This is a genomic window from Magnetospirillum sp. XM-1, from assembly GCF_001511835.1.
Classification (GTDB): Bacteria; Pseudomonadota; Alphaproteobacteria; order Rhodospirillales; family Magnetospirillaceae; genus Phaeospirillum.
Map to the genome: position 1 here is coordinate 759,986 of NZ_LN997848.1, position 22,472 is coordinate 782,457.

Here is a 22,472-nt window from a genome sequence, read left to right on the forward strand (position 1 = left end):
CGGCCACGGATAAGCGGCGTTGCCATGACATGGCGATGATCGTTACCGACGTGATCTTGACCCTGGCCCGCGAAAAGGCCCAGGACGGCAAGGTCGGACTGCACGACCTCGAACGCATCTCGGCGCTGATCAGCGGCGGCAGCATGGTGCTGGACGCCGCCTATATCCGTCAGGAAGAGGCCTGCCGCAAGGTCCACCAGATGCCCAAGGGCAATGTGGGGGCGCGTTCCAACCCCTTCCACCGCCTGATGGTACGTCCCTTCGAGCATCTGCTGGCCGGCGACGGCATGGTGTTGCAGCGCGGCTACCTGCCCCATTACTTCGAATTTTTAGAGCACGCCCTGGAAAAGCGCTTCGAGGCCTTCGAGCGCCATTGCCGCACCATCATCCAGGCGCTGATGGTCATCCACGGCAACAATCTGACCTGGGACCAGTTCTACGCCGACAGCCGCACCGTCAAGACCCTGCAGGGCGCGCTGAAATTGCTGCGCGTCTACATGGACGGGCCGGAAGGCCAGCGGGTCTGGCACGCCTGCATGATGCGCCCCATGGGCGATTTGCCCCAACCGGCGGTCGGCCAGGTCAACCACATCCGCCAGGTCCTGCTGGAAACCGCCCGCGGGCTGGAAGCGGCAGAATAGGCGGATCGTTTCGGTCCGGTTGCCGTTCCTGAAAACGGTTCCGACAATTTTTAGACACGGATGGACGCGGATGCCGCTTCGCGGCCACGGATAAGCGCGGATAAAAGGAATCTCCCATTCATCCGTGAGCGGCGCGGCAGCACCGCATCCGCGTCTATCCGTGTCTGATGACTCGGCCTACGCCCCGGTCTTGGGCAGCATGTGACCGAGCTTGCGGCCGCCGAAGATGTGGATATGCAGGTGGGGCACTTCCTGGTGGCCGTTCTCGCCGATATTGCTCAGCATGCGCCAGCCGTCGGCAGTAACGCCGGCCATCTCGGCCACCTTGCCCACGGCGCGCACCAGACCGGCGATCTCGGCATCCGAGGCCCGCGCCGAGAAATCGTTCATGGAGACATAGGCGCCCTTGGGAATCACCAGGATATGGACGGGGGCCTGGGGATTGATGTCGTGGAAGGCCAGGGTGTGCTCGTCCTCGTGCACCTTCTTGCAGGGGATTTCCCCCCGAAGAATACGGGCGAAGATGTTGTTGGAATCGTAGGCCATCTCTCTCTCCCGTGCAGGAATCGTCACTTCTTGGCGCGCGACTTCTTCTCGTCGATGCCCGACGTGCCGGTGCGCCGGGCCAGTTCGGCCCACACCTTGGCCGGCTCGACGCCGCAATCGGCCCACAGCACCAGCAGGTGATACAGCGTGTCGGCGCTTTCGCCCACCAGCTGCTCCTTGCCCTCGGACAGGGCGGCGACCACGGTCTCCACCGCTTCCTCGCCGAACTTCTGGGCGATCTTGCCACGCCCGCGGGCGAACAGCTTGGCGGTATAGGACTTGTCGGGATCGGTGCCCTTGCGGCTGGCGATCACCGTGTACAGTTCCTCGAGAATCTTGCTGTCCTGGGCCAACGCACCCTCTCTTTAAACTTGATCCAGACCGTCATCTTTCCCCAACGCCCCTGCCTAACAGATGGCGGCGGGACTGTCACCCCCCTCAAGGGCACCCCCCTCAGGGGCGGACGGGAATTCCGGCGGCGCGCATGTGCGCCTTGGCCTGGGCGATGGTATAGGTCCCGAAATGGAAGATGGAGGCGGCCAGCACGGCGGTGGCGTGGCCGTCGCGGATGCCTTCCACCAGATGGTCGAGATTGCCCACGCCGCCCGAGGCGATCACCGGCACGGTGACGGCGTCGGCCACGGCGCGGGTGAGCGGAATGTTGAAGCCCTGCTTGGTGCCGTCGCGGTCCATGGAGGTCAGCAGAATCTCGCCCGCCCCGTATTCGGTCATGCGCCTTGCCCATTCCACCGCATCGATGCCGGTGGGATTGCGGCCGCCATGGGTGAAGATCTCGAACTTGCCGGGCCCGGTCTGCTTGGCGTCGATGGCCACCACGATGCACTGGCTGCCGAACTTCTCGGCCGCCTCGCGCACGAATTCCGGGCGATGCACGGCGGCCGTGTTGATGGAGACCTTGTCGGCCCCGGCCAGCAGCAGCTTGCGGATGTCGTCGTTGACCCGCACGCCCCCGCCCACGGTCAGCGGCATGAAACATTGCTCCGCCGTGCGGCGCACCACGTCGTAGATGGTGTCGCGGTTCTCGTGGCTGGCGGTGATGTCGAGGAAGGTCAGCTCGTCGGCGCCGGCCTTGTCATAAAGCTTGGCCTGCTCCACCGGATCGCCAGCGTCAATCAGATCGACGAAGTTGACCCCCTTGACCACGCGCCCGTCCTTGACGTCCAGGCAGGGGATGATGCGCATCTTGAGCATGGGCTCAGGCCTTCAGGAGCGCGATGGCCTGGGCCACGTCGATGCGCCCGTCATAGATGGCGCGGCCCGAGATGACGCCTTCCAGCTTGGGGTACGCCTTCAGCGCCTTGAGGTCGTCGAGGCTCGACACGCCGCCCGAGGCAATCACCGGAATGGAGATGGCATCGGCCAGCGCCGCCGTGGCCGCCACATTGGGGCCGGCCAGCACGCCGTCGCGATCGATGTCGGTGTAAATCAGGGCGGCGACGCCGCAATCCTCGAACTTGCGGGCCAGTTCCAGCACGGTGAGGTCCGAGGTCTCGGCCCAGCCTTCCACCGCCACCTTGCCGCCCTTGGCGTCGATGCCCACCGCCACCCGGCCGGGAAAGCGCTTGCACGCCTCCTTGACCAAAGACGGGTTCTTCAGCGCCACGGTGCCGAGGATCACCCGGCGGATGCCGCGCGCCAGCCAATCCTCGATGGTGGCCATCTCGCGGATGCCGCCGCCCAGTTGGACCGGGACCGTAACGGATTTGAGGATGCTGTCCACCGCGGCGCCATTGACCGGCTTGCCGGCGAAGGCGCCGTTGAGGTCGACCACGTGAATCCACTCGGCGCCGGCGGCGGCGAAGTCGCGGGCCTGGGCGCCGGGATCGGTGTTGAACACCGTGGATTCCTCCATCAGGCCCAGTTTGAGCCGAACGCAGGCGCCGTCCTTGAGGTCGATGGCGGGAAACAGGAACATCTTAAGGAGTCCACGTCAGGAAGTTGGAAATCACCTTGAGCCCCGTGATCTGGGACTTCTCGGGATGGAACTGGGTGCCGACCATGTTGTCGCGGCCCACCACGGCGGTGACCGGGCCGCCATACTCCACATGGGCGAGGCAATGGGCGGGATTGGCCGGCACGAACTTGTAGGAATGGACGAAATAGGCGTGGGCCTCGGAATCCAGCCCGGCCAGCAGCGGATGGGACAGCCCGTCCGGCACCAGCTGGTTCCAGCCCATGTGCGGGACCTTGAGCCCCTGGTCCTCGACGCCCAGCGGCACCACCTCGCCGGCCACCCAGCCCAGCCCGGCATGCATGCCGTGCTCGCGGCCGATGGAGGCCATCAGCTGCATGCCGACGCAGATGCCGAAGAACGGCACGCCGCGCGCCAGCACCCGCTCGGTCAGGGTCTCGGCCATGCCGGGCAGATCCATCAGGCCGGCGCGGCAATCGGCGAAGGCGCCGACGCCGGGCAGCACGATGCGCGTCGCGCGCTCCACCACCTTAGGGTCGTTGGTGACCGCCACGCTGAGGTCCAGACTGGCCTCGGCCACCACCCGCTCAAAGGCCTTGGCGGCCGAGCGCAGGTTGCCCGAGCCGTAATCGATAATGGCGACGACACCGCTCACAGCGATCCCCCGAGGGTGCCCTTGGTCGAGGGCACGGCATCGGCCTTGCGCGGGTCGATCTCGGTGGCGGCGCGCAAGGCCCGCGCCAGGGCCTTGAAGCAGCTTTCCACAATGTGGTGGTCGTTGTCGCCGTACAGGCTTTCCACGTGCAGGGTCGCACCCGCCGCCTGAGCGAAGGCCTGGAACCACTCCTTGAACAGCTCGGTGTCCATGGTGCCCAGCTTGTCGCGGCCGAACGTCACCTTCCAGATCAGGTAGGGGCGGTTGGACAGGTCGAGCGCCACGCGGGTCAGGGCCTCGTCCATGGGGACATAGGCCGAGCCGTAGCGGGCGATGCCCTTGCGGTCGCCCAGCGCCTGGTTCACCGCCTGGCCGATGGCAATGCCCACGTCCTCGGTGGTGTGGTGGGCGTCGATGTGCAGATCGCCCTTGGCCTCCACCTCGAGGTCCATCAGCGAATGCCGGGACAATTGCTCCAGCATGTGGTCGAGGAAACCCACCCCGGTCTTGACGGCGTACTTGCCGCTGCCGTCCAGATCGACGGCGACCTTGATGCTGGTCTCGGTGGTATTGCGCGTGATGGCAGCCTTGCGCATGGGGCCCTCCATAATCTGCCCCGTTTAGTATCAGGAATACGCGCCCTATGCCAGTCCGAGCCCCAATTTTCTCGGGCATGGCTGCCAGCCTTTGCTATGATGCCCGCCCCTTTTCCCTTCGGGTCCATTGCAATGTCCGAATCCCCCCTTCCCTCCTGGCACGGCACCACCATTGTGTGCGTGCGCAAAGCGGGCCGCGTGGTCATCGCCGGCGACGGCCAGGTCAGCCTGGGCGCCACGGTGATCAAGGGCAACGCCCGCAAGGTGCGCAAGGTGGGTGGCGACACCATCCTGGTGGGTTTCGCCGGCGCCACCGCCGACGCCTTCACCCTGCTGGAGCGCCTGGAAGCCAAGCTGGAGAAGCATCCCGGCCAGCTGACCCGGGCCTGCGTCGAGCTGGCCAAGGATTGGCGCACCGACCGCTACCTGCGCCGCCTGGAAGCCATGATGGCGGTGGCCGACAAGGACGTCTCGCTGGTGCTGACCGGCCAGGGCGACGTGCTGGAGCCCGAGGACGGCATCATCGGCATCGGCTCGGGCGGCAATTATGCCCTGGCCGCGGCACGGGCCCTGATCGACGTGGATGGATTGGACGCCGAGGCCATTGCCCGCAAGGCCATGAGCATCGCCGCCGGGATCTGCGTCTACACCAACGGCAACATGATCGTGGAAAGCCTGTAATGAGCGCCGCCGCCTTCTCCCCCCGCGAAATCGTTTCGGAACTGGACCGGTTCATCGTCGGCCAGAACGACGCCAAGCGCGCCGTGGCCATCGCGCTCAGAAACCGCTGGCGCCGCCAGCAATTGTCGGAAAGCCTGCGCGAGGAGGTTCTGCCCAAGAACATCCTGATGATCGGCCCCACCGGGGTGGGCAAGACCGAAATCGCCCGGCGTCTGGCGCGCCTGGCCCAGGCCCCCTTCCTGAAGGTGGAGGCCACCAAGTTCACCGAGGTGGGCTATGTGGGCCGCGATGTGGAGCAGATCGTCCGCGATCTGGTCGAGGTCGCCATCCTGATGACGCGCGAACGCCTGCGCAAACAGGTCACCGCCAAGGCCGAGATCGCCGCCGAGGAACGGCTGCTCGACGCCCTGGTGGGCGAGACCGCCGGCGCCGACACCCGCCAGAAGTTCCGCAAGATGCTGCGTGAAGGAGCCCTGGATTCCAAGGAGGTGGAGATCCAGGTGGCCGATACCGGGGCGGGCGGCATGCCGGCCTTCGACATTCCCGGCATGCCGGGCTCGCAGGTGGGCATGATCAACCTGTCGGACATGCTGGGCAAGGCGTTCGGCGGTGGCCGCACCCGGCCGCGCAAGCTGCCGGTCAAGGAGGCGCTGGACGTCCTGACCAAGGAGGAATCCGACAATCTGCTCGACCAGGACAAGGTGGTGAAGGAGGCCATCTGGTCGGTGGAGAATCACGGCATCGTCTTCATCGACGAGATCGACAAGATCTGCGCCCGCTCAAGCGAGCACCACGTGGGCGGCGATGTCAGCCGCGAAGGTGTGCAGCGCGACCTGCTGCCGCTGATCGAGGGCACCACGGTGGCCACCAAGCACGGTTCGGTGAAGACCGACCACGTGCTGTTCATCGCCTCGGGCGCCTTCCATCTGGCCAAGCCCTCGGACCTTTTGCCCGAACTGCAGGGCCGCCTGCCCATCCGCGTCGAGCTGAAGGCTTTGTCCCGCGACGACCTGATGCGCATCCTCATCGAGCCTGAGGCCAGCCTCTTGAAGCAGTACGAGGCCCTGCTGGCCACCGAGGAGGTGAATTTGAGCTTCGAGCCCGGCTCGGTCGAGGCCATCGCCGACCTGGCCGCCGAGATCAATGCCAGCGTCGAGAACATCGGGGCGCGCCGCCTGCAGACCGTCATGGAGCGGCTGCTGGAGGAGATCAGCTTCACCGCCCCCGACCAGCCCCCCGGCACCAGCATCAGTATCACCGCCGAGATGGTGCGCGAGCGGGTGGGCGCCCTGGCCAAGAAGGCCGATCTGGCTAAGTTCATCCTGTAGGATTTTTCCCTCAGTGATGCCGCAGGTGGCGATACTGCGCCACCTGTTCCGGCGTCAGCGCCTCGGCCATGGCCAGATGGGTCCGCAGATGGACCCAGCGCAAACGGCCCTGAAGGGCGGCGATCTCGGCCACCAGGGTTTCGGCCCCTGCCCCGTCGGCGGCGAAGGCGGAATCCAGGCGGCTTTCCCGCTCCACCACCTCCCGGCCGAGAGGAATGGCCTCGGCCTTCATGGCCGCCACCAGCCCGACGGCGGTTTGGCGCTGCACCTCGCTCAGACCCAGGGAATCGGCATGCTCCAGCACATGCAGGGGTCCCGGCTTGCCGTTCATCTCGGCGGGCATGGACAGGCCCATGCCGCGCCCGGCCAGCAATCCCTCCATCTGCTGCGGCGCGAGGCCGCTGGGCCGGTCGGCGGCGCAAACCGGCAGGGCGATCAGGACAAGGACGGCGGCAAGGACGCTCTTCATGGAAACCTCCCGGAACGGCATGTCTCAACCATAGGCAAGACACGGTCCTTCTCTTATGATCCCGATCATAACTTGGAGGATGGCATGGAAGATTGGGGCAAGGTGCTGGGCGGCATCGGCGGCACCACCCGCGACCTGGACGCGGGCGAGACGCTTTTCCGGCGCGGCGACGAGGCCCGCGCCGTGTTTCACGTGGAGCAGGGCCGCCTGCGCATGACGCGCTTCGGCCCCGACGGGTCGGCGGTGACCCTGCACCTGGCCCGCGCCGGCTCGCTGTTTGCCGAGGCCGCCCTGTTCGCCTCCCATTACCATTGCGACGCCGTGGCCGAGACCGCCGCCCGCGTGCGTATCTATCCCAAAGCGGCCTTGCTGCTGTTCCTGCGCGCCCATCCCGATCTCAACCTGGCCTTCTCGGCCTATCTCGCCCGCGAGGTGCAAAGGCTGCGCGGCCGCCAGGAGGTGATGCGCCTGCCGGGAGCAAAGGACCGAGTGGTGGCCTGGCTGACCCAATTGGGCGCCGCCGAGGATTCCGTCGCCCTCGACCGCCCCATTTCCGTCGCCGCCCAGGAAATCGGCCTGACCCACGAGGCGCTTTACCGCACCCTGGCCGCCCTGGTGGCCGAGGGAAGGCTGGAGCGTCCGGATAAAAGGGTGTTTCGGCTGAAATGATCGGGCTGCCGCCCAGACCTCCAGATTCCTGAAACAAAGGGTGGGTTCGGAAGGTTCTCCTCCCGATGGGGACCGGGGCAAAGCCCCGCTTTATTCCCCCAACACCTTCAGCAACCGCACCACCGTTTCCTCCGGCAGGTCGCGGATGGTCTGGCCCAGGCGGTTGGCCAGTTCGGTGTGGACGGGCGACAGGCCCGAGGTGTCCAGCGTCACCTTGGGATGGGACAGCTCGGCCAGGGCCTTCAGCTCCTCGGCCTCGTCCCAGATGCAGCCGAGATAGCCGCAGATCTGCATCACCAGGCCGGGAGCGGGGCGGCCGCGATGGCCGTGCTCCAGCGCCGAGAGATAGGCGGCCGAGATGTGCAGGTCGGCGGCCATCTTGCGCAGCTGGATACCCTTGGCGTCGCGCAATGCACGGACACGGGCGCCGAACGGAGTCATGAAGATTCCTTTCCGGCCCTCGCCGGGCGCGAACTCCGTTCGCTTGGCCGCGGCCTCAATGGCCGCCGGAGCCGAAATCCGGCCTCATCGTCCGTCTTTCGTCTCATGCCCGTTGCCTGCGGATCAGGACATAAAGCGCCCCGTCGCCGCCGTGGCGGGGCTGGGCGTAGGAGAAGCCCAGGATGCGTTCGCGCAATGGGCTCTGGTTCAGCCAGCGCGGCACCTGGGCGCGCAGGATGCCGTGGCCCTGCGATCCCTTGCCGGTCACCACCAGGACGCAGCGCCGCTGCTGAACCCAGCAGCGTTGGATGAAAGTCAGCAGCTGGGCATGGGCCGCGTCCTGGGTCAGGCCGTGCAGGTCGATATCGGCCTCGATCTCCATCTCGCCCTTCTTCAGGCGCTCGGCGGAGCGGCGGTCCAGGCCGGGAGAGCTGCCGTGGCGCAGCTCGCCATGCCCGTGACGGGGCGGCGCGGGGGGATGGGCCGAGGGCCGGACCGGCGGTTTGCCGGGGGGGGGGGGAGGCGAGGCCACCGGTTCCGGCCCGGTCTCGGCGCCGGGCGGCGGCTCGGTGGGGACGGAACGGCCGGGAAGCGGCTTGGCGTCGGCCACCACCGCCTTCCACACGCGGATCTCGTCGGCGCTGACCGCCCGGCGGCGAGGCTGGCGCGGCTCGACCAGACGTGTCCGGCTCATGATCTGGGCACGACCTCGTCGCGGGGCGGGTCCTCGTCGGTGACGGAGGCCCAGCGGTCGCCGGGCTTGGGGCTCGGCGGAGCCAGCGCGATGTCGGGCTCGACGGCAACGGCGGAAGCGGGCTGGATGGCGTCGGCCAGGGGGGCGGTCTCCACCACCATGGCCGGGGCCGGTTCGGGAGTCGGTTCAAAAGCCGCTTCCGGCTCGGGCGTCGGCGCCGCCGGCTGGGCGGGCGGCGCGGTCATGCGCGGGCCGGCGGGAACCGGAGCGTTGGCCATGGGAGCCTGGGTCTGGGTCTCGCCCTCGCCGAGATTGCGGCGGATGAACTTGCGCCAGTCGCCCTTGGGCGCCAGGCAGGGCGCCTCGTTGACGCCCTTGACCACCAGGGCGATGCCGCCCAGCTGCCACAGGGTGACGAATTGCTGGTAATTGCCCATCAGATAGGCCAGGGCGCGAGTCTTCAAGCGCCACGCCACGTAGTACTTGTTGCCGTAAAGATGGGCCAGCACACACAGCGTCATGGCGACGATGCCGGTGGCGACGCCGGTGGCCAGCAGGATCACCAGGGCCAGGGTGGATTCGATGGTCAGCGGCAGCAGGTGATCCCAGTGCTGATGCACCGGCGAGCCCTGGAAGTCCAGCAGGCGGGGATCGGTGTAGACCTGGACCTGGCCACCGCGGATGGCGACGCACAGCTGCTCGTGCAGCAGCTCCTCCTCGCGCCCCTTGCGTTCGCGCCACTCGGCCAGCAACCGGCTCATCGCCGCGATCCTCTCCACGGTGAGATCATGATGTCAGGGCGAAGGATGGAGAAGAGGGACCCGGAAGGCAACCCCTACCTCTCGGCCGCCTGCGCCAGACGGGGAGACCGGGCCCTGGGCAGGAACACCACCAGGCGGCCGGGGCTCTTCATCTTGCCGGCGATCTGGAAGGCGGTTTCGCCCGCTCCCCAGAAGACGTCGCCGCGCACCGGGCCCTTGATGGCGGCGCCGGTATCCTGGGCCATCATCATGCGCCGCAGCGGCCGGCCCGCCGGATCGACGCTGTCCAGCCAGACCGGCGCGCCCAGCGGTACGAAGCGGGGGTCGACGGCCAGCGAGCGCTCGGGCGTCAGGGCCACGCCCTCGGTGCCCATGGGCCCGTCGGTGGCAGGATTGGGGCCGTAGAAGATATAGCGAGGATTGCGGGCCAGCAGGGCGCGGCCTTCCTCGGGATTGGCTTTCAGCCAGGCGCGGATGGCGGGCATGGAGGTGTCGGCGCCCAGCTTGCCCTCGTCCTTCAGCACCTTGCCGATGCCGATGAATTTATGGCCGTTGCTGCCCGCCACGCCCAGGCGGATCACCGTGCCGTCGTCCAGGCGCACCCGGCCCGAACCCTGGATATGCATGATGGCCAGATCCACCGGATCGTCGGTCCAGGCCAGCACCGGGGCCTTGCCGGCCAGGGCGCCCCGTTCGATCTCGGCGCGGGTGTGATAGGGCACCAGCCGCCCGTTCTCCATCCGGCCGATCGCCTGCTCTTCCGGCCCGGATTTGGTGACGACCAGATCATTGGGCTTGCCGTGGATGGGGTGGACATAAGCGCCCTTACGATGGCGCGAGCCCCTGATCTCCGGCTCGAAATAGCCGGTGAACAGGCCGTCGGCCCGGCCGTCATTGGTAACCTGCCAGGGGGTGAACCACGTCTCGAACATGGCGCGCGCGCCGTCATGGTCGCCCGCCGCCACCCGGGCGGCGGCGGCGCAGGGGGAATACCAGTCGGCGGCGGTGCCGCCCACGCCCTCGAAGCCGATGGACTTGTCCACCGGCAGCTTGGTGATGCGGTTGCACGACTTCTGCAGGGCGGGCAGCACGCGGGCGATGTCGTCGGCGGACCAGCCGGCCAGCCGGTCAAAGGCAATGGGCTGCAGCACCATGCGATCCGGGCCGGGCAGCGGCGGCCTGGGAGCCGGCTCCGGCGTGGCGCAGCCGGCCAGGGACGCGGCCAGCAGCAGGGCGGCGGCCCTTGTCCTCATGGCTCGGGGGTATGGGTGGCGGCCAGCGCCCAGTTGGGATCGGCGGAGCGGGTGTCGCGGCGGAAGGTCCACAGGTCGACCACGTCGATGACCCGCTCGGGATTGCCTTCCACCACCTCGCCCTTGGCGTCGCGCAGCGCGTTGACCTGCTCGCTGACGAAGCGGATGGTCACCGCGGCGAAGCGGCCGTCCATGCCCGCTTCCACCAGCTCGGCCGAGCGGATGCCCACCAGTTCGGTCTGCAGCGTCTCGCCATGCTGGCGCCTTGCCTCGATGGCATCGCTGAAATGGCGGTACACGTCGGGGGCCAGCAGCGGCTGCAGCGTCGCCTTGTCGCCATGGGCGAAGGCGATGACGATCATCTCGAACGCCGCCTTGGCCCCGCCTAGGAACACGTCCAGGTCGAAGCCGCGATCGGCGGCGCGGATGGCGGCCAGACCCTGGCCCAGGGGCGTTTCGGCCGGCGGCTCGAAGGCCGAGCGGCGGACGCTTTGCAGATCCACCACGTTATCGGCGGCGGAATCCGGCGGCGTCCACTGTTCGGGCGGACGCTCGGCGCCGGTGCGCTTGCCCAGCACGCTGCGCAGGCGCAGCACCAGGAAGGCGGCGACCATGGCGAAAAAAACGATGTCGAGAAGGTGATAGCCGTCGTTCATCAGGCCGGTCCAGGGTAGAGTGCAAGTCCAGTCAAAGACATAAGGCGGGTTGGGAGAAAGAGCAAGCATGGCATGGGCTTTCCTGGTCGGCGCGCTGACCTTGCCGGTGGCCGAGATCATGGTCTGGATCCACGTGGCCGATTCCATCGGCGGACTGGCCACCGTGGCGCTGACCGTGCTGGCCATCCTGGCCGGCTCGGTCCTGCTGCGGCATGGCGGCCTGGGCATGGCGCTGGAGGTCCGCGCCCGCATGGAACGCGGCGAGCCGCCGGGACCGGCGGTGTTCGACGGGCTGTGCATCGCGCTGGCCGGATTCCTGCTGCTGCTGCCCGGCTTCATCTCCGACGGGCTGGCGCTGCTGCTGATGTTCAGGCCGGTGCGCGTCCTGCTGCTGCGCGCGGTGGCGTCCCGCGTGGTGGTGGCGAACCAGGGACCGGCCCCCCAGTCCGGGCCCACCGTCATCGACGGCGAATACGAGATCATTCCGCCGGAATCCGGCCCGCCCCCGTCCCCGGATCACAAGCGGCTTGAGCCGTAAAGGTGTCCGTGCTACGCCCCTTGCCAGCCCTTTGAACGATTTTCCATCGGAGAGCACCATGACCGACGCCCAGACGCCGTCCGAGGATCTGCCCCAGCTGCAGGTCAACATGCAGTACATCAAGGACCTGTCCTTCGAAATCCCCGGCGCCCCCCACTCGTTCATCGAGATGCAGGGCAAGAACCCCGAGATTCCGATCCACGTGGACGTCAACGTCGCCAATGTGGGCGCCAACGCCTACGAAGTGGTGCTGCACCTCAAGGTCGAGGCCCTGCTGGAAGGCAAGGCGCTGTTCATCCTGGAACTGGCCTATGCCGGCGTGTTCACCCTCAACCTGCCGGAAGACCAGATTCATCCGGTGCTGCTGATCGAGTGCCCGCGTCTGCTGTTCCCGTTCGCCCGCAACATCGTGGCCGACATGACCCGTGATGGCGGCCTGCCGCCGCTGCTGCTGCAGCCCCTGGATTTCGTCCAGCTCTACCGCGCCCGCGTGGAGGAGATGAACGCCCAGCAGGCCGCCGGTCAGGCCTGAGAAAGCCTACTGGGCTATCGCCCAGACCCATCCGGGGCCAATGCCCCGGACCCCATTTTATTCATGAATGGGGTTTGGGGCCCTGGGCCCCAAGCGGGTGCGGGCGGCAGCTCGCCTATGGGTCGACTATTCCCTGAGCCACACGGCGTTCTTGAGCTTGCCCACGAACGCCGTGTGCGCCGCGGTTTCCTCCTCGGTCGGGGCATGGGGCCGGGGCGCGCGGAACTCGCGCTTGGCCTGAACGGTCGACGCGGCGGCGGCGGAATTGCCGCCATTGCCCTTGCCGCCCCCCAGCTCGAGGCCCGGCTGGCGGCCGCCGATCAGCTGCAGATAGACCTCGGCCAGCAATTCCGAATCCAGCAGCGCGCCGTGCTTGGTGCGGTGCGTGTTGTCGATCTCGAAGCGGCGGCACAGCGCATCCAGATTGGCCTGGGCGCCGGGGAACTTCTTGCGCGCCATCAGCACGGTGTCGATGGAGCGGCTCATGGGCAGCGGCGGAAAGCCCAGCCGCGCCATCTCGGCATTAAGGAACCGCATGTCGAATTCGGCGTTGTGGATCACCAGCGGCGCGTCGCCGATGAATTCCAGGAAGTCGGCGACGATCTCGGCGAACAGCGGCTTGTCCGACAGGAACTCGGCGGACAGGCCGTGGACCTTGAACGCCTCCTCCGGCATGTCGCGCTCGGGATTGCAGTAGCGATGGAAGACGTTGCCGGTGGGCAGGTGGTTGAACAGCTCGACGCAGCCGATTTCCACCAGCCGGTGACCGGACAGCGGGTCGAAGCCGGTGGTTTCCGTATCGAGCACGATCTCGCGCATGGATTCTCGCCTTTCGCCAGTAACCATCGGGCTATCGCCCGAACCCATCTGGGGCTTATGCCCCAGACCCCCTTTTGATTCATGAATGGGGTTTGGGGCCCAAGGCCCCAAGCGGGTCGGGGCGGCAGCCCCGCATTCTCTGAACCAAAGCCTTCAGCCGCTTCCACGCCGGGCCTTTGCCCAGACCGGTGGGAATCACCACGTCGGCCCGGCGGCGTTTTTGCCCGTCGGGCATCTGCTTGGCAAGCACCGCGTCGAGGCGGGCCCGCGTCATGCCGGGCCGGGCCAGCACGCGGGCGGCCTGGAGGAAGGCCGGGGCGCTGACCACCGCCACCAGGTCGCAGCGCCTCTCGCCACGGGTCTCGAACAGCAGGGGGATGTCGAGCACCACCAGCCGGGTGCCATGGCGGCGGTGCCGGGCCAGGAAGTCGCGCTCGGCGGCGCGCACCAGGGGATGGACGATGGCCTCCAGCCTCTTCAGGGCCGCATCGTCGCCGAACACCCTTGCGCCCAGCGCCGCCCGGTTCACCGCGCCGTCGGCGCCGACCACGCCGGGAAAGGCGGCGTCCACCGCCGCCACCGCCTTGCCGCCGGGGCCGAACAGCCCGTGGACGGTGGCGTCGGCGTCGTGCACCGGCACGCCCAGGCGGCGCAGCATGGCGGCCGCCGTGCTTTTGCCCATGCCGATGGAACCGGTGAGACCCAGGATTTTCATGACGACAGGACGAAGCTCCGCAATTCCTCGGTGACCTCGGGCCGCCGGCCGAACCAGGCGGCAAAGCCGGGCACCGCCTGATGCAGCAGCATGCCCAGCCCGTCCACCACTTGATTGCCCCGCGCCCGGGCGCGGGCCAGCAGGTCGGTTTCCAGCGGCACATAGACGATATCGTTGACCAGGGCCGTTTGGGGAAGGGCCGAAAGGTCCAGATCCAAGTTCGACTGACCGGTCATCCCCAGCGTGGTGGTGTTGACCAGCAGGGCGCAGTTTTCCAGCATGTCGGCCCGTTCGGCCCACTCCACCACCCGCACCGGCCCGCCCAGATCGGCGGCCAGCGCCTCGGCCCGTTCCCGCGAGCGGTTGGCAAGGCGGATCTCCGGCACCCCGGCATCGGCCAGCGCCGCCACCACGGCCCGCGCCGCGCCGCCGGCGCCGATCACCGCCGCCGGACCCGAGGACGGCACCCAGCCGGGGCAACCCTGGCGCAGATTCTGGAAGAAGCCGTAGGAATCGGTGTTGCGCCCCTCCAGCGCCCCGTCCTCGCCGACCACCAGGGTGTTGACCGCGCCGATACGCGCCGCCAGGGGGTCGAGGCGATCGACCAGCCGCATCACCGCTTCCTTGTGGGGCACGGTGACGTTGGCGCCGGCGAAGCCCATGCGGGGCAGGGCGCAAATCACGCTTTCCAGGTTTTCGGGGGCCACCGCCAGCGGCAGGTAGGCGCCGTCGATGCCAAGCTTCTCCAGCCAGAAGCCGTGCAGGCGGGGCGAGCGGGAATGGGAGACCGGCCAGCCCAGCACCCCGGCCAGTCTGGCCTTGCCCGATACGATCATGGAACCAGCTCTCCGTTCTCGCGCAGGAAATCCATCAGGGCCAGCAGCGGCAGGCCGAGGATGGTGAAGAAGTCACCCTCCACCGTCAGGAACAGCTGGGCCCCCAGGCCTTCCAGCTGATAGGCCCCCACCGAGGACAGCACCGCGTCGCCCGCCTGTTCCAGATAGCGGTCGAGGAAGGCTTCGCTGAAATTGCGCATGGTGAGCTTGGCGGATTCGGTGTGATGCCACACCCGTCTTCCGTCCCTCACCACCACCACGGCGCTGGTCAGGCGATGAGTCTTGTGGCGCAGTGACAGCAGCTGGTCGCGCGCCGCTTTCGCGTCCGTGGGCTTGTCGAACCATACGCCATCGCAGTCGAGCATCTGGTCGGCGCCGATCACCAATGCGCCGGGATGACGCGAAGACACCCGCACCGCCTTCAGCTCGGCCAGTACCTCGGCCACCCGGGCGGGGTTGCGCGTCTCGGCGGCCAGCGAATCCTTGACCGCCTGCTCGTCCACCGCCGCCACCTCGACGGTGAATTCTATCCCTGAATCCGCCAGCATGCGGGCACGGGCGGAGCTGCCCGAAGCCAGGACGATCATGACGGCGCGCTCTCCGCCTTGATACCGTTCCTGACGCCGCTCTTTTCCAGATGGCGCTCGTAGAGCTGGATGATGGCGGCCGAGGCTTCCTCGATGGAGCGCCGGGTCACGTCCACCACCGGCCAGCCCAGGCGCGAGAAGATGCGGCGCGCCTGCTGTACCTCTTCCTTGACCTTCTCGAACTGGGCGTAATCGGCTTCCTCTTCCTGGTTGAGCAGGCGCAGCCGGGCGCGGCGGATGTCCGAAAGGCTCTTGGGGTCCTTGGTCAGGCCCACCACCAGCGGCTTCTTGGCCCGCTCGAGCTCGGGCGGAAGCGGCACGCCGGGCACCAGGGGATAATTGGCGCATTTGAGGCCGCGATTGGCCAGATACATGCAGGTCGGCGTCTTGGACGAGCGCGACACCCCCACCAGCACGATGTCGGCCTGGTCCACCAGCTCGATCAGCTGGCCGTCGTCATGGGACAGCGTGAACTGCATGGCGTCGATACGGCGGAAATACTCGGCATCCAGCTGGTACTGGCGGCCGGGCAGGGCGGTGACCTCCACGTCGAGGAAGGCCGACAGCCCCGCCATCACCGGGTCGAGCAGCGAGATGCAGGGAATGCCGCGATGGCGGCAGGCCTCTTCCAGCAAGCCGCGCACCGCGCCGTCCACCAGGGTGAAGAACACCAGGCCGGGCTTGTCCTCGATGCCGGCGATGACCCGCTCCACCTGGCCCTGGGTGCGGACCAGCCACCAATTGTGCTGGATGGGCTGCACGCCCTCGAACTGGACGAGGCAGGCGCGCACCACCGAGGTGACCGTCTCGCCGGTGGCGTCGGAAACGAGATGAAGGTGAAAGCTCCGCATGGCTGTGGATAACCCGCAAGTCCGTGGATAAGAGGGGGTCCCGGCGGGAGGCGGAAAAACGCTCCCCGCTCGCCCCGATTCCATGGAGGCACATCCCCCCATGTCCAAAACCGTTCCGCACTTCCCGACAATAGCGTGAATTGCATTCCGCCACACCCGATTTCCCCATTTTCCCCACCGGGCGAAGACGTGGAAAAACAACGTGGTGGCTCTGTTGCGGCGCACTCGTCCACAGGCGGCGCGCGACTTGAGAAAAATCGGGGCAAGTCTGTGGATGGCTTAGGCAAAAGGTCCAATCCCCGTTTTCCACAGGCATCAACAAGCCACAGCAACCTTTTCTCTAAACCTTAAAATCTGATAGAGAGAGCCATCCCCAGCCTGCGAGGAAATATCCGTGTCCAGCTCGTCCAAGCCTTTCCTCCGCGCCCTCGCCGGCGAGACCCTCACTCCCCCGCCGTTCTGGCTGATGCGCCAGGCCGGACGCTATTTGCCGGAATACCGCGCCACCCGCGCCGAGGCCGGAAGCTTCCTCGACCTGTGCTACAATTCCGACCTCGCCTGCGAAGTCACCTTGCAGCCCTTGCGGCGCTACGGCTTCGACGCCGCCATCCTGTTCTCCGACATCCTGGTGGTTCCCGACGGGTTGCGTCAGCAGGTTGCCTTCAAGGAAGGCGAAGGTCCGGTGTTGACGCCCATTCGCTCGGCAGAGGATCTGAACGCCCTCGACCTCTCGGGCCTGCACGACCATCTCGCGCCGGTCTATGAAACGGTGAAGAAGCTGTCGGCCGCCATCCCCAAGACCACCGCCCTGATCGGCTTCGCCGGCGCACCGTGGACGGTGGCCACCTACATGATCGAGGGCAGCGGCTCCAAAGACTTCTCCAAGGCCAAGGGCATGATGTTCGGCCAGCCGGAGCTGTTCGCCCGCCTGATGGCGCTGCTGGTCCAGGCCACCGGTGATTACCTCATCCGCCAGATCGACAACGGTGCCGAAGCCATCCAGATTTTCGACACCTGGGCCGGGGCCCTGCCCGAGGACATGTTCGAAAAGTGGGTGATCGGGCCGACCCGCGCCCTGGTGGAGCGTATCCGCGCCGAGCGGCCGGGCATCCCCGTGATCGGCTTTCCGCGCGGTGCAGGTTATCTCTACAAGCGCTACGTGGCCGAGACCAAGGTCAGCGGCGTCTCGATCGATCCTTCGGTACCGCTGGACTGGGCGGCGGCCGAACTGCAGACCAAATGCACGGTCCAGGGCAATCTCGATCCCATTCTGCTGGTGGCGGGCGGCGAGGCGCTGGACGCCGGCATCGACCGGGTGCTCAAAGCCCTGGCCAAGGGACCGTTCATCTTCAACCTGGGCCACGGCATCACGCCGCCCACCCCGCCGGACAACGTGGCGCGGCTGGCCGAACGGGTGAAGGGCTGGAAGGGCTGAGATCATGAGCATGGCCGCGGGAAGAAAAACGGCCGTCGTTCTGTTCAACCTGGGCGGACCGGATTCGCCCGAGGCGGTGAAGCCGTTCCTGTTCAACCTGTTCTTTGATCCGGCCATCATCGGAGCGCCGGGTCCCATCCGCTGGCTGTTGGCCAAGTACATCTCGGCCAAGCGGGCGCCGGTGGCACGCGGCATCTACCAGATCCTGGGCGGCCGTTCACCCCTGGTGCCCGAGACCGAGGCGCAGGGCCGCGCCCTCGAACACGTGCTGGGCCACGGCTTCAAGTGCTTCATCGCCATGCGCTACTGGCATCCCTTCACCTATGAGGCGGTTTCCGCCATCAAGGAATGGGGCGCCGACGAAGTGGTGCTGCTGCCGCTTTATCCCCAGTTCTCGACCACCACCACCGGGTCGTCGCTCAAGGAATGGCGCAAACAGGCGGAAAAACAGGGCCTCGTCGCGCCCACCCGCATGGTCTGCTGCTATCCCACCGAACCCGGGCTGGTGGAGGCCATGGCCGATCTGGCCAGGACCGGCCACGCCGAGGCGGCTGGCGCCGGCAAGCCCCGTATCCTGTTCTCCGCCCATGGCCTGCCCAAATCGGTGATCGACAAGGGCGATCCCTATCAGGCTCAGGTGGAGCTGACCGCGGCCGCCGTGGCGCGGGCCACCGGCATCGAGGATCTGGACTGGTCCATCTGCTATCAAAGCCGGGTGGGTCCCATGGAATGGATCGGCCCCAGCACCGAGGCCGAACTGGAACGCGCGGCAAAGGACGGCGTGCCGGTAGTGATCGTGCCGGTGGCCTTCGTCTCCGAGCATTCCGAGACCCTGGTGGAACTGGACATCGAATATCGCCACAAGGCCGACCAGCTGGGCATCCCTTCTTACGTGCGGGTGCCGGCGCTGGGCTGCCATCCCGCCTTCATCCGGGGACTGGCCGACGTGATTCACCGGCCGCAGGCGTTCAACGGCCAGGCCTGCAAACTGTTGCAACGGAGCTGTCCGGCATGCTGAGCGGATCGGCCTATCTGTGGATCAAGGCGGTGCATGTCATCGCCATCATCTCGTGGATGGCGGGATTGCTCTATCTGCCGCGCCTGTTCGTCTACCACACCGGCGTCAAGCCGCGTTCCGAGGCGTCGGAAACCTTCAAGATCATGGAACGCCGGCTGATCAAGGCGATCATGACGCCGGCCATGGTGCTGGCCTGGACCCTGGGTCTGGTCATGGCGGTGGACGCGGGCCTGTTTTCCCAGGGCTGGTTTCACCTCAAGCTGGCCTGCGTGGTCGGCATGACCGTCGCCCACTTTTTCCTGGCCCGCTGCAAGGACGGCTTCGCCCAGGACCGCAACACAAGGTCCGAGAAGTTCTACCGCGTCATCAACGAAGTCCCCACCCTGCTGATGATCGTCATCGTCATCGTGGTGATCGTGAAGCCGTTCTGAAAGGTTTTGACAGCGTCGCCGGCTTTGGCTAATGCTCTAGCGAAATCCCAGGGCGGCCAACACGCCCGTTTCCCACCATCCTCCTTTTCGCGCCGGATCATCTGTATCCGTCCCTGATCGGCAGCCGGTCCGCTCTCGTCCGGACCCGTCCCACCTTAAGTCCGATCGATCGCGCGAAATATCCATTCAACGGATTTTTCCCATGCATTTGCAGGACCTGAAGAAGAAGAGCCCGGCCGAACTCCTGGCCTTTGCCGAAGAGCTGGAAGTGGAAAACGCCAGCACGCTTCGTAAGCAGGACATGATGTTCGCCATCCTGAAGCAGCTGGCCGACAACGACACGCCCATCTACGGTGACGGCGTGCTGGAGATCCTGCAGGACGGTTTCGGCTTCTTGCGCAGCCCCGAGGCCAACTATCTTCCCGGCCCCGACGACATCTATGTCAGCCCCAGCCAGGTGCGCCGCTTCGGCCTTCGCACCGGCGACACGGTGGACGGCCAGATCAGAGCGCCCAAGGACGGCGAGCGCTATTTCGCCCTGCTCAAGGTCAACAACATCAATTTCGAGGACCCGGAAAAGGTCCGCCACCGCATCAACTTCGACAACCTCACCCCGCTTTATCCCGACGAGAAGCTGAAGCTGGAGATCGAGGATCCCACCCGCAAAGATCTCACCACCCGGGTGATCGATCTGGTGGCCCCCATCGGCAAGGGCCAGCGCGCTCTGATCGTCGCGCCGCCGCGCACCGGCAAGACCGTGATGCTGCAGAACATGGCGCACGCCATTTCGCTCAATCACCCCGAGGTCTACCTGATCGTGCTGCTCATCGACGAGCGGCCCGAGGAAGTGACCGACATGGCCCGTTCGGTGAAGGGCGAGGTCATCTCGTCCACCTTCGACGAGCCGGCGTCGCGCCACGTCCAGGTCACCGAGATGGTGCTGGAGAAGGCCAAGCGTCTGGTCGAGCACAAGCGCGACGTGGTGATCCTGCTCGATTCCATCACCCGCCTGGCGCGCGCCTACAACACCGTGGTTCCCAGTTCGGGCAAGGTGCTGACCGGCGGCGTCGACGCCAACGCCCTACAGCGTCCCAAGCGCTTCTTCGGCGCGGCCCGCAATATCGAGGAAGGCGGCTCGCTGTCCATCATCGCCACCGCCCTGATCGACACCGGCTCGCGCATGGACGAGGTGATTTTCGAAGAGTTCAAGGGTACCGGTAACTCGGAAATCATCCTGGACCGCAAGCTGTCGGACAAGCGCACCTTCCCGGCCATCGACATCACCAAGTCGGGCACCCGCAAGGAAGAGCTGCTGGTCGACAAGGGCATCCTGTCCAAGATGTGGGTTCTGCGCCGCATCCTGATGCCCATGGGTGTGGTCGACGCTATGGAATTCCTGGTGGACAAGCTCAAGCACTCGAAGAACAACGGCGATTTCTTCGAAGCGATGAATTCGTAGTTTCGAGTGTTCGCCTGAACGAGAAACGCCGGTCGAAAGACCGGCGTTTTTTCTTTGGCTCAGTGATGGCTGGACGTCCGACGCCGATGATGGCGCCGATGGCTTTGGCTCAACAGGTCGTCCGAGGGGCCGTCGTCGTCGGAACGCCGGCGCCACAGATGGATGCCGCCGGCCAGCAGCATGGGCGGTACCACCACGATGGCGATACGGCCCAGCATGTTGAAGAACGAGGTGCGGTCGGTGTCGATGACCACCTGGTTCTTGCATTCATAGCGCTGCTTGAAGGTGCCCGAGCAGTCGCGCAGCCGTTCCTTGACGGTGTCGGAGGAATGGTTCTCCACCGTGCCTTGGGGAAGGTTGGCGAACTGGTCCCAGCCCGCCCAGGCCATCCAGGCCAGACTGACCACCGTCACCATCACATTGCCGATCTTGGACACGCCTTCCCTCCAACTCCGGGTGAAACCCGAACCCGGAGACTACTATCCTTTCGGAAGGGGCTTCACGGCAAGAGGAGAGTGGAGCCCGTGGTCTTGCGCCCTTCCAGATCGCGATGGGCCTGGGGCGCCTCCATCAGGGGGTAAGTCTGGTTGACCTCCACCTTGACCACACCCTTTTGCACCACCTCGAACAACTCGTTGGCCGAGTCCACCAGATCGGAACGCTTGGCGGTGTAGGCCATCAGCGAGGGCCGGGTCAGGAACAGCGAGCCCTTGGCGGCCAGCAGGCCGGTGTCCAGGGGCTCGACCTTGCCCGAGCTTTGGCCGAACGACACCATCATGCCCAGCGGACGCAGGCAATCCAGCGACTTCAGGAAAGTGTCCTTGCCCACCGAATCGTAGACCACCGGCACGCCCTCGCCGTTGGTGATCTCGCGCACGCGGGCGACGAAATCCTCGGACTTGTAGAGAATGGGATGGTCGCAGCCATGCGTCCTGGCCAGCTCCGCCTTTTCCTCCGACCCCACCGTGCCGATCACCGTGGCGCCCAGGTGCCGGGCCCATTGGCAGACCAGCAGGCCGACACCGCCGGCGGCGGCGTGAATCAGGATGGTGTCGCCCTTCTGCACGGGGTAGGTCCGGCGCAGCAGATACTGGGCGGTCATGCCCTGGAGCATCATGGCGGCGGCCTTGCGGTCGTCGATGTCGTCGGGCAGCTTCACCAGCCGGTCGGCGGGCATCAGGCGCACCTCGGCATAGGCTCCCAGCGGCGGATTGGCGTAGGCCACCCGGTCGCCGGGCTTGAACTCCGTCACGCCGTCGCCCACCGCCTCGATGATGCCGGCACCTTCCAGACCGGGCGTGAAGGGCAGCGGCGCAGGATAGAGCCCGGTGCGGTGATAGACGTCGATGAAGTTGAGCCCCACGGCGGTGTGGCGCAGCAGCACCTGGCCGGCGGCGGGGGCTGCGACCTCGACCTCTTCCCAGACCATGACCTCGGGGCCGCCGGGCTGGTGGATTCGGATGGCGTAAGTCTTCATTTCACCGGGACTCCCTCGTGACGCAGCAGGAATTCCTTGGTCTCGATGCCGTCGATGCCGGAATAGCCGCCCATGGCGCCATTGGCGGCCAGCACCCGATGGCAGGGAATGATCACCGGAATGGGATTGCGGCCGCAGGCGCCGCCCAGGGCCCGGGCCGCCGTTCCCAACTCCTCGGCCAGTTCGCCGTAGCTCTTGGTCTGGCCGAAGGGGATCCTGGCCAGGGCCGCCCAGACCTTCTGCTGGAACGCCGTGCCGTGGGGGGCCAGCGGCAGGTCGAAGGTGGTGCGCTTGCCGTCGAAATATTCCTCCAGCTGGTCGCGGGCCTTGAGCAGAAGGGGGGTCTCGTCGTTTTCGGGCAGAAATCCCCAATCCACGGCGACGATGGCGCCGTCGGCCTCGAACAGGGCCAACGGCCCGATGGGGGAATTGAAGGCAAGCTGCGGCATGG

30 protein-coding genes are annotated in these 22,472 nt (G+C 66.6%); 10 read left to right on the top strand and 20 right to left on the bottom strand.

All coding sequences use genetic code 11. The features are described 5' to 3' along the window. Positions 1-29 precede the first annotated feature (29 nt). Positions 30-641 carry a hypothetical protein gene (locus XM1_RS03680; protein WP_231920682.1) on the top strand — a complete coding sequence of 204 codons (612 nt, stop codon included), beginning with the start codon at positions 30-32 and terminating at the stop codon, positions 639-641. A gap of 177 nt (positions 642-818) precedes the next feature. Here XM1_RS03680 and XM1_RS03685 read toward each other — a convergent pair whose 3' ends face one another. The 6 genes from XM1_RS03685 to hisB form a co-directional block, all read right to left on the bottom strand. Further along, positions 819-1,187 carry a histidine triad nucleotide-binding protein gene (locus XM1_RS03685; protein WP_068429925.1) on the bottom strand — a complete coding sequence of 123 codons (369 nt, stop codon included), beginning with the start codon at positions 1,185-1,187 and terminating at the stop codon, positions 819-821. 23 nt (positions 1,188-1,210) lie between these two features. Further along, entirely contained in the window at positions 1,211-1,540 is a 330-nt protein-coding gene (locus XM1_RS03690; RefSeq protein ID WP_068429927.1) for a phosphoribosyl-ATP diphosphatase, read from the bottom strand. A 100-nt stretch (positions 1,541-1,640) separates the two neighbouring features. Beyond that, complete coding sequence (hisF, locus tag XM1_RS03695) at positions 1,641-2,399, bottom strand: imidazole glycerol phosphate synthase subunit HisF (RefSeq protein ID WP_068429929.1); 759 nt, start codon at positions 2,397-2,399, stop codon at positions 1,641-1,643. 4 nt (positions 2,400-2,403) lie between these two features. Next, positions 2,404-3,123 (bottom strand): 1-(5-phosphoribosyl)-5-[(5-phosphoribosylamino)methylideneamino]imidazole-4-carboxamide isomerase, encoded by a 720-nt coding sequence (hisA, locus tag XM1_RS03700; protein ID WP_068429931.1) that lies wholly within the window; start codon positions 3,121-3,123, stop codon positions 2,404-2,406. A 1-nt stretch (position 3,124) separates the two neighbouring features. Then, entirely contained in the window at positions 3,125-3,775 is a 651-nt protein-coding gene (hisH, locus tag XM1_RS03705; protein WP_068429934.1) for an imidazole glycerol phosphate synthase subunit HisH, read from the bottom strand. Beyond that, positions 3,772-4,371: an imidazoleglycerol-phosphate dehydratase HisB gene (gene hisB, locus XM1_RS03710; RefSeq protein WP_068429937.1), complete on the bottom strand. Its 600-nt coding sequence runs from the start codon at positions 4,369-4,371 to the stop codon at positions 3,772-3,774. The genes hisH and hisB overlap by 4 nt, the downstream gene beginning before the upstream one ends. 132 nt (positions 4,372-4,503) lie before the next feature. Between hisB and hslV the strand changes: the two genes are divergently transcribed. Together hslV and hslU are read left to right on the top strand one after the other, a co-directional pair. Then, positions 4,504-5,052, top strand: a complete 549-nt coding sequence (gene hslV / locus XM1_RS03715; RefSeq protein WP_068429939.1) for an ATP-dependent protease subunit HslV — start codon at positions 4,504-4,506, stop codon at positions 5,050-5,052. Continuing rightward, positions 5,052-6,380 (top strand): ATP-dependent protease ATPase subunit HslU, encoded by a 1,329-nt coding sequence (gene hslU, locus XM1_RS03720; protein WP_068429941.1) that lies wholly within the window; start codon positions 5,052-5,054, stop codon positions 6,378-6,380. The genes hslV and hslU overlap by 1 nt, the downstream gene beginning before the upstream one ends. Before the next feature lie 10 nt (positions 6,381-6,390). Here the strand turns inward: hslU and XM1_RS03725 are convergent, their stop codons facing one another. After that, the gene (locus XM1_RS03725; protein WP_068429944.1) at positions 6,391-6,849 is read right to left on the bottom strand and encodes a Spy/CpxP family protein refolding chaperone; all 459 of its coding nucleotides are present in this window, start codon (positions 6,847-6,849) and stop codon (positions 6,391-6,393) included. A gap of 84 nt (positions 6,850-6,933) precedes the next feature. On the opposite strand from XM1_RS03725, the gene XM1_RS03730 reads away from it, so the two are divergent. Beyond that, complete coding sequence (locus XM1_RS03730; RefSeq protein WP_068429947.1) at positions 6,934-7,518, top strand: Crp/Fnr family transcriptional regulator; 585 nt, start codon at positions 6,934-6,936, stop codon at positions 7,516-7,518. 90 nt (positions 7,519-7,608) lie between these two features. Here the strand turns inward: XM1_RS03730 and XM1_RS03735 are convergent, their stop codons facing one another. The 5 genes from XM1_RS03735 to XM1_RS03755 form a co-directional block, all read right to left on the bottom strand. Then, positions 7,609-7,959: a helix-turn-helix domain-containing protein gene (locus XM1_RS03735; RefSeq protein WP_068429954.1), complete on the bottom strand. Its 351-nt coding sequence runs from the start codon at positions 7,957-7,959 to the stop codon at positions 7,609-7,611. Positions 7,960-8,062: 103 nt separating this feature from the next. After that, positions 8,063-8,653, bottom strand: coding sequence for a Smr/MutS family protein (locus tag XM1_RS03740; protein WP_068429956.1), 591 nt, complete (start codon positions 8,651-8,653; stop codon positions 8,063-8,065). Next, the gene (locus XM1_RS03745) at positions 8,650-9,414 is read right to left on the bottom strand and encodes a hypothetical protein (RefSeq protein WP_068429958.1); all 765 of its coding nucleotides are present in this window, start codon (positions 9,412-9,414) and stop codon (positions 8,650-8,652) included. Before XM1_RS03745 ends, XM1_RS03740 begins: the two co-directional genes overlap by 4 nt. Positions 9,415-9,488: 74 nt before the next feature. Then, entirely contained in the window at positions 9,489-10,667 is a 1,179-nt protein-coding gene (locus tag XM1_RS03750; protein ID WP_068429960.1) for a murein transglycosylase A, read from the bottom strand. After that, on the bottom strand, positions 10,664-11,323 hold the full coding sequence (locus XM1_RS03755) for a Tim44/TimA family putative adaptor protein (RefSeq protein WP_068429963.1): 660 nt from the start codon (positions 11,321-11,323) through the stop codon (positions 10,664-10,666). The genes XM1_RS03750 and XM1_RS03755 overlap by 4 nt, the downstream gene beginning before the upstream one ends. Before the next feature lie 67 nt (positions 11,324-11,390). Here XM1_RS03755 and XM1_RS03760 point away from each other — a divergent pair, with 67 nt between their 5' ends. Together XM1_RS03760 and secB are read left to right on the top strand one after the other, a co-directional pair. Continuing rightward, positions 11,391-11,861 carry an FxsA family protein gene (locus XM1_RS03760; RefSeq protein ID WP_068429966.1) on the top strand — a complete coding sequence of 157 codons (471 nt, stop codon included), beginning with the start codon at positions 11,391-11,393 and terminating at the stop codon, positions 11,859-11,861. Positions 11,862-11,919: 58 nt separating this feature from the next. Then, positions 11,920-12,393, top strand: a complete 474-nt coding sequence (secB, locus tag XM1_RS03765; RefSeq protein ID WP_068429969.1) for a protein-export chaperone SecB — start codon at positions 11,920-11,922, stop codon at positions 12,391-12,393. Positions 12,394-12,519: 126 nt separating this feature from the next. Here the strand turns inward: secB and dnaQ are convergent, their stop codons facing one another. The 5 genes from dnaQ to XM1_RS03790 all read right to left on the bottom strand — a co-directional run bounded on the left by dnaQ (position 12,520) and on the right by XM1_RS03790 (position 16,201). Further along, positions 12,520-13,212 (bottom strand): DNA polymerase III subunit epsilon, encoded by a 693-nt coding sequence (gene dnaQ, locus XM1_RS03770; RefSeq protein WP_068429972.1) that lies wholly within the window; start codon positions 13,210-13,212, stop codon positions 12,520-12,522. A 79-nt stretch (positions 13,213-13,291) separates the two neighbouring features. Beyond that, the gene (gene coaE, locus XM1_RS03775; RefSeq protein WP_068429978.1) at positions 13,292-13,927 is read right to left on the bottom strand and encodes a dephospho-CoA kinase; all 636 of its coding nucleotides are present in this window, start codon (positions 13,925-13,927) and stop codon (positions 13,292-13,294) included. Beyond that, positions 13,924-14,763 (bottom strand): shikimate dehydrogenase, encoded by an 840-nt coding sequence (locus tag XM1_RS03780; RefSeq protein ID WP_068429981.1) that lies wholly within the window; start codon positions 14,761-14,763, stop codon positions 13,924-13,926. The genes coaE and XM1_RS03780 overlap by 4 nt, the downstream gene beginning before the upstream one ends. Continuing rightward, a complete protein-coding gene (locus tag XM1_RS03785) occupies positions 14,760-15,350 on the bottom strand; it encodes a nucleoside triphosphate pyrophosphatase (protein WP_068429983.1) in 591 nt (196 codons plus the stop codon). The genes XM1_RS03780 and XM1_RS03785 overlap by 4 nt, the downstream gene beginning before the upstream one ends. Further along, entirely contained in the window at positions 15,347-16,201 is an 855-nt protein-coding gene (locus XM1_RS03790) for a pyruvate, water dikinase regulatory protein (RefSeq protein WP_068429986.1), read from the bottom strand. Before XM1_RS03790 ends, XM1_RS03785 begins: the two co-directional genes overlap by 4 nt. A gap of 394 nt (positions 16,202-16,595) precedes the next feature. Here XM1_RS03790 and hemE point away from each other — a divergent pair, with 394 nt between their 5' ends. The 4 genes from hemE (at position 16,596) to rho (ending at position 20,544) form a co-directional block, all read left to right on the top strand. Further along, positions 16,596-17,636, top strand: coding sequence for a uroporphyrinogen decarboxylase (gene hemE, locus XM1_RS03795; protein ID WP_068429990.1), 1,041 nt, complete (start codon positions 16,596-16,598; stop codon positions 17,634-17,636). Between the two features lie 4 nt (positions 17,637-17,640). Then, on the top strand, positions 17,641-18,654 hold the full coding sequence (gene hemH / locus XM1_RS03800; RefSeq protein ID WP_068429994.1) for a ferrochelatase: 1,014 nt from the start codon (positions 17,641-17,643) through the stop codon (positions 18,652-18,654). After that, the gene (gene hemJ / locus XM1_RS03805; RefSeq protein WP_068429999.1) at positions 18,648-19,085 is read left to right on the top strand and encodes a protoporphyrinogen oxidase HemJ; all 438 of its coding nucleotides are present in this window, start codon (positions 18,648-18,650) and stop codon (positions 19,083-19,085) included. The genes hemH and hemJ overlap by 7 nt, the downstream gene beginning before the upstream one ends. A 202-nt stretch (positions 19,086-19,287) precedes the next feature. Then, positions 19,288-20,544 carry a transcription termination factor Rho gene (gene rho, locus XM1_RS03810; RefSeq protein WP_068430002.1) on the top strand — a complete coding sequence of 419 codons (1,257 nt, stop codon included), beginning with the start codon at positions 19,288-19,290 and terminating at the stop codon, positions 20,542-20,544. Positions 20,545-20,603: 59 nt separating this feature from the next. On the opposite strand, the gene XM1_RS03815 is transcribed toward rho, so the two are convergent. The 3 genes from XM1_RS03815 to XM1_RS03825 all read right to left on the bottom strand — a co-directional run bounded on the left by XM1_RS03815 (position 20,604) and on the right by XM1_RS03825 (position 22,470). Continuing rightward, positions 20,604-20,981, bottom strand: coding sequence for a hypothetical protein (locus tag XM1_RS03815; protein ID WP_068430005.1), 378 nt, complete (start codon positions 20,979-20,981; stop codon positions 20,604-20,606). Positions 20,982-21,043: 62 nt separating this feature from the next. After that, positions 21,044-22,021: a quinone oxidoreductase gene (locus XM1_RS03820; RefSeq protein ID WP_068430014.1), complete on the bottom strand. Its 978-nt coding sequence runs from the start codon at positions 22,019-22,021 to the stop codon at positions 21,044-21,046. Beyond that, positions 22,018-22,470 carry a methylated-DNA--[protein]-cysteine S-methyltransferase gene (locus tag XM1_RS03825; RefSeq protein ID WP_068437464.1) on the bottom strand — a complete coding sequence of 151 codons (453 nt, stop codon included), beginning with the start codon at positions 22,468-22,470 and terminating at the stop codon, positions 22,018-22,020. Before XM1_RS03825 ends, XM1_RS03820 begins: the two co-directional genes overlap by 4 nt. Between the last annotated feature and the right edge of the window lie 2 nt (positions 22,471-22,472).